The sequence below is a fragment of the Paenibacillus sp. 01T422 genome (assembly GCF_056398785.1).
On the sequence record NZ_JBFTQB010000357.1, the window covers coordinates 1 to 5951 of the forward strand.

The 5951-nt window shown below is 48.3% G+C and carries 5 protein-coding genes; all 5 read left to right on the forward strand.

Features of this window, described 5'->3' with window-relative positions; genetic code table 11:
- Positions 1 to 297: 297 nt before the first annotated feature.
- The 5 genes from AC1DUA_RS19760 to AC1DUA_RS19780 all read left to right on the forward strand — a co-directional run bounded on the left by AC1DUA_RS19760 (position 298) and on the right by AC1DUA_RS19780 (position 5793).
- Positions 298 to 516: a hypothetical protein gene (locus AC1DUA_RS19760; protein WP_477501397.1), complete on the forward strand. Its 219-nt coding sequence runs from the start codon at positions 298 to 300 to the stop codon at positions 514 to 516.
- Between the two features lie 118 nt (positions 517 to 634).
- Positions 635 to 853 (forward strand): hypothetical protein, encoded by a 219-nt coding sequence (locus AC1DUA_RS19765; protein WP_477501398.1) that lies wholly within the window; start codon positions 635 to 637, stop codon positions 851 to 853.
- Between the two features lie 721 nt (positions 854 to 1574).
- Positions 1575 to 3536, forward strand: a complete 1962-nt coding sequence (locus AC1DUA_RS19770; RefSeq protein ID WP_477501399.1) for an ABC transporter substrate-binding protein — start codon at positions 1575 to 1577, stop codon at positions 3534 to 3536.
- Positions 3537 to 3637: 101 nt separating this feature from the next.
- Positions 3638 to 4636, forward strand: a complete 999-nt coding sequence (locus tag AC1DUA_RS19775) for an ABC transporter permease (RefSeq protein ID WP_477501400.1) — start codon at positions 3638 to 3640, stop codon at positions 4634 to 4636.
- A complete protein-coding gene (locus AC1DUA_RS19780; RefSeq protein WP_477501401.1) occupies positions 4633 to 5793 on the forward strand; it encodes an ABC transporter permease in 1161 nt (386 codons plus the stop codon). Before AC1DUA_RS19775 ends, AC1DUA_RS19780 begins: the two co-directional genes overlap by 4 nt.
- The last annotated feature ends 158 nt before the right edge of the window (positions 5794 to 5951 follow it).

Below are 5951 nucleotides of genomic sequence, written 5' to 3' on the forward strand. Positions count from 1 at the left end.
CCCGCGTTAGCGATGAAAAACATCGTTACAGCGCAGGGATCCGTGGTTTCGGTGGACTTCCACGAAGTTAAGCGTGTTTTACATCGTTACAGCGGGCAATGTGSGCACCCAGCCCGCGTTAGCGATGAAAAACAACGTTAGAGCGGAGGGACCCGCGGTGTCGGTGGACTTATGCGAAGTTAAGCGTGTTTTACAGCGTTACAGCGGGCAAATGGAGCGTTYAGCCCGCGTTAGCGATGAAAAACATCGTTACAGCGCAGGGATCCGTGGTTTCGGTGGACTTCCACGAAGTTAAGCGTGTTTTACATCGTTACAGCGGGCAATGTGCGCACCCAGCCTGCGTTAGCGATGAAAAACAACGTTAGAGCAGAGGGATCCGCGGTTTCGGTGGACTTCCACGAAGTTAAGCGTGTTTTACAGCGTTACAGCGGGCAAATGGAGCGTTCAGCCCGCGTTAGCGATGAAAAACATCGTAACAGCGGAGGGACTCGCGGTTTCGGTGGACTTCTACGATAGTTAAGCGTGTTTTACAGCGTTACAGTGGGCAAATGGAGCGCTCAGCCAGCGTTAGCGATGAAAAACAACGTTAGAGCAGAGGGATCCGCGGTGTTGGTGGACTTCCACGAAGTTAAGCGTGTTTTACAGCGTTACAGCAGGCAAATGGAGCGTTCAGCCCGCGTTAGCGATGAAAAACAGCGTTACAGCGCAGGGATCCGCGGTTTCTGTGGACTTCCACGAAGTTAAGCGTGTTTTACAGCGTTACAGCGGGCAAATGGAGCGCTCAGCCAGCGTTAGCGATGAAAAACATCGTTACAGCGGAGGGACACGCGGTGTCGGTGGACTTATGCGATAGTTAAGCGTGTTTTACAGCGTTACAGCACACGAATGGAGCGTTCAGCCCGCGTTAGCGATGAAAAACAACGTTAGAGCGGAGGGACTCGCGTGGTCTGAGCACCCCCGCGAGAGTTAGCGTGTTTAAAGCGCATAGAGCAGCGCAGCCTCATTGGACGAAATCCAATGAAAACGCCAACGGCGCACCTAAATTGCTCATTTCATTGGACGAATTCCAATGAAAGAGCAATATCCGGCGCTATAGCGGCTCGATTCACCGATCTCATTGGATTTCATCCAATAGGATCGTTAATCGAGCCTTCAAATCACGACGTTCATTGGAAATCGTCCAATGAACCAATTCCACAAAGCCCAACCCCAAAGCGGTATTTTGACTTTCCGTTTTATTTGACTTTTCGCTTTATTTGACTTTGTGGGACTTTCTTTGCAAATCCGCGACTCAGCCCTAGAGATCAGCTATCACCGTTATGCCGCCTCCGTGTAAAGGCGGCATTTGTTCACTTTATTAGCCGCAAATGATGTCGAGCAATCGATGTTAGCGGTTACATTTTATGCGCATAGAGCCGAATCGCTCTAATCTTGTCGAATCTTAACGATGAGTGGTGTGTTTAGTGAAGATAGTGAATTTTCAGAAAATAAGGTTGATTATTAGGGGCAATCTCCATAACAATGAGGATGAGTCCACAAACTCAAAAACATTTTAGGAAATCGGAGGGTTGCAAATGAAGTCAAGGAGGAAGTCGATTATTTTACTCCTGGTTTCTGCACTCATGTTGACGCTTGTACTTGGGGGGTGTCAAGACAGTCCAGCTTCGACAACTCCAGCGCCAACGACTGCTGCGGTACAAGCGACGAAAGCGCCGGATCCAACAAAAGCACCTGACGGTGGGGGCGGACAGCCTGCGCAATTGACAGACTTTAAGGATTCGCCGGTTTTGGCGTCAAAAGGGCTGCCACCCGTGAAAGATCGCTTGCCAAGCGATTATAAATTCACGAATGAAATACCGGAGAGCCAAATGAAATACGAAATCGGTACGTATGGCGGTGTTTTGAGAACGGTTACATCTGCTCCGGATTGGGATGCTGACGTTTTCGTCATGAACAATGAACCACTGCTCAACACACCGGGTATTCTGGGCGACACGATCACAGGTAACGTGCTCAAAGATTACAAAGTCAGCGATGACCAAAAAACGTTCACATTCTCCATGCGAAAAGGGATGAAATGGTCCGACGGTCAGCCGGTTACAACGGAAGACGTCAGATTTACGGTTGAGGATATTTTGAACGATCCTGAACTGACGCCGATCTTCCCTGTATGGCTGCGTGGCGGCGGTGAAGCCGATGCGGCTCCAATGAAACTGGAAGTTATCGACGATTTGAACTTCAAGCTGACGTTTGATCGTCCGTACGGAGGTATCCTGATCCGCTTCGCTATTCAAGGCTGGCGCGGATATACAGAGCTCATTCGTCCGGCACACTACCTCAAACAGTTCCACAAAAAGTACACGCCACTGGATAAACTTGAACCGCTGATTAAACAAGCTGGCTTCCAACCTGGCGAATGGTTCAATCTTTTTAACGACAAAGATATTACGAACTGGGAACTTGCAAATAAGAAAGCTGTTGGTTTCCCTGTGCTGTATCCATGGATGATGACAAAATCGACAGAATCTTTAACAACGTATGAACGTAACCCGTATTACTTCAAAGTAGATTCTGCTGGTAATCAGTTGCCGTATATCGACAGCATCCAAAGTACGCTCGTACAGGACATCGAGATGGTTGGTTTGAAAACGATTGCTGGTGAAGTCGACTTCTCCAGGGAGTCAGCAGCTCTGATCAAAATGCCGCTTTATCGTGAAAATGAGAAAAACGGCTACAAAGCATTGCTGGCCAACATGCACGTTACGCCAACGGATATCTTCCTGAATGAAACGTTCAACGATCCGAACTGGCAAAAAGTCGTTCAGGATGTTCGCTTCCGCAAGGCGCTCAGTCTGGCGCTGAACCGCAAAGAGATCATCGACACGATCTACTATGGCTTTGCGAAGCCGGGCAGCATCGAAGATCCGACGTTTGATCTGGCTGCTGCGAACAAATTGCTTGATGAGATGGGCCTCACCAAAGGGGCAGACGGCAAACGCCTTGGACCGGATGGCAAAGTGTTCACGATTCCGTTCGAAGTCGGTGCACAAGCGCCTGATATCGTGCCGTTGACGCAATTGATCGTGGAGATGTGGAAGCAGCTTGGTCTGAACGTCACTATGAAAACGATCGACCAGACGCTCTGGACAACGCGGAATACGAATAATGAACTGCAAGCAACCATGATTTGGACGCATACACCACTCTGGTACATGGGTGATTGGGGTACGCAGCTATGGGGAGCTCAGTGGGATCTCTGGCGTACTTCAGGTGGTAAAAGCGGTCAAGAGCCGCCTGCAGACATCAAGAACCTATACAAAATGATCAATGACGCTGCAGCTGCGAAACCAGAAGATGCGAAGAAAAAAGTAGATGAAATCAAACAAGTGATGAAAGACAAAGTGTACTATTTCATTCCGATTTCGGAAGTGAAGCAGCCTCTAATCGTCAATGCGAAGCTGCATAACATCCCGAATGACACCAGCTTTGCAATCGGCGCGAACTTCAGTGGCKAGCAGTTTTTTTATAGTAAATAACTGAACAGAAAACCAATGCGAGCCCGGAAGGCGGCAATTCGTTTGATCCGGGCTCCATGGTTTGTTCAGAGACAGGGTACATTTTTGGAAGGAGGAATCACATGCTGAATTATATCTCCTATCGGCTTTTGCAGCTTATCCCGCTGCTTGTTGCCATCAGTATTATTGTTTTTGTGATCATTCAGCTTCCACCTGGGGATTTCTTGACACAATATATTGCCACGTTAAAGCAGTCCGGATCAGCGGTTTCAGAAAGTACGGTTATTAACCTCCAACAGCTTTATGGGTTAGATAAATCATTAATCGTTCAATACATCATTTGGATCAAAAATATTGTGCTGCACGGTGACTTAGGTCGTTCCTTTCAATGGAATCAGCCTGTGACAGAAGTCATTGGTCCAAGACTGGCGTTGACAGTTATCATATCGCTCATTTGCCTGGTTTTCGTGTGGCTGATCGCGATTCCAATTGGAATTTACTCAGCGACCCATCAATATTCGGCACTTGACTATGTGTTTACGTTTATAGGTTTTATTGGTCTGGCAATGCCAGGATTTCTCATTGCCTTGATTATTGTGTATGTCATTTTCGCGCAAACTGGGGTTTCGATCACAGGTTTATTCTCAGCCCAATATTTGGATGCCCCCTGGACGATGGACAAAATCTTGAATATGCTGCCAAGGCTCATTATTCCTGTCGTGGTTATCGGAATGTCGGGAACAGCATCGCTGATCCGCATCACACGTGGGATGCTGCTGGATGAGTTGTCGAAGCAGTATGTCATCACGGCTAGAGCCAAAGGTGTTCCTGAGGGCAAGCTGCTGTTCAAATATCCAGTTCGATTAGCGATCAATCCGCTGATTTCGACGATTGGCTGGACACTACCAGCGCTCATTTCAGGGGAGGCCATCGTCTCGATCGTGCTGAACTTGCAAACAACAGGGCCGATGCTGCTCAAGGCTTTGATGTTCCAGGACGTGTACTTAACGGGAAGCTTCCTGTTGATTCTAAGCGTGATGACGGTTATCGGGACGTTGCTATCCGATATTTTGCTAGCGTTCGTTGACCCGAGAATACGCTTCGGGGGTGTTGCAGAATGAGTGCGATAACGACGATTGCGAATCGGTTTCGGAGGACCAAGGTAAACAATCGAAACCAAGTCGGAGCCGATAATCAGTACGAGGTCGCTTCCCAGTGGCAGCTGATGTGGTGGAAATTCATTAAGCACAAAATGGCCGTTTTCTCTGCGGTTGTGCTGATTTTATTTTATTTGGTGGCGGTTTTCTGTGAATTTCTGGCGCCAACGCTGCAGGAGGCGAGGTACTCCGATTACAAGAACGCTGCACCGCAGAAAATTCATTTTGTCGATCCGAATAACGGATTCCAGCTTAGGCCGTTTGTCTATGGGATGAGCGAAAAGGTCGATCCAAATACGTTTAAACGCACGTTCTCCGAAGATCCGGCGAAGAAGTTTGAGATTTATTTTTTCACGAAAGGCGAGCCGTATAAGCTTTGGGGACTAATTCCAATGGAACGCCATTTGTTTGGGTTGAAAAATCCGAAGGATGCGCTCATTTTGATGGGTACGGATAAGCTCGGACATGACCTGTTGTCCAGAATCATTTATGGAGCCAGAATTTCGCTCTCTTTTGGACTGCTGGGTATCGTGGTAACCCTCATTTTGGGATTAGTGCTTGGCGGAATATCCGGTTATCTGGGCGGTGTGATGGACACTATTATTCAACGAACGATTGATTTGCTCATCTGTATTCCAACCATTCCGCTCTGGATGGCGCTTACAGCTGCCTTACCAAGAGATTGGTCAGCGCTGCAAACTTATTTCGGACTGATTCTCATCTTCTCCATCATTGGCTGGACAGGACTTGCTCGCGTTGTGCGGGGGAAAATATTGTCGCTTCGTGAAGAGGATTTCACCATGGCAGCCAGACTTGCTGGAGCAAGCGATTTCCGCATCATTCGCAAGCACTTGCTGCCGTCCTTCGCCAGTTACATCATCGTGAACGTGACGCTTTCGATTCCCGGCACGATTCTGGGAGAGACCGCTTTAAGTTTCCTGGGGATTGGACTTCAGGCGCCAGTTGTAAGCTGGGGAGTGCTGCTGCAGGATGCGCAAAACCTGGAAACACTAGCCCATCACCCCTGGCTGCTGTGGCCGGCGGCATTCATTATCATGACCGTCTTAATGTTTAATTTCCTTGGGGACGGACTGCGTGATGCGGCAGATCCATACAAATAGGAGGTGGAGTGAATGTCAAATAAGGATAACGTCATATTGGAAATGAAGGACGTGAAAGTTCACTTCCATTTGGATGAAGGCGTGTTGAAAGCGGTCGACGGTGTTGATCTGCAAATCAAACGCGGGATGACGCTTGGCATCGTCGGTGAAAGTGGCTG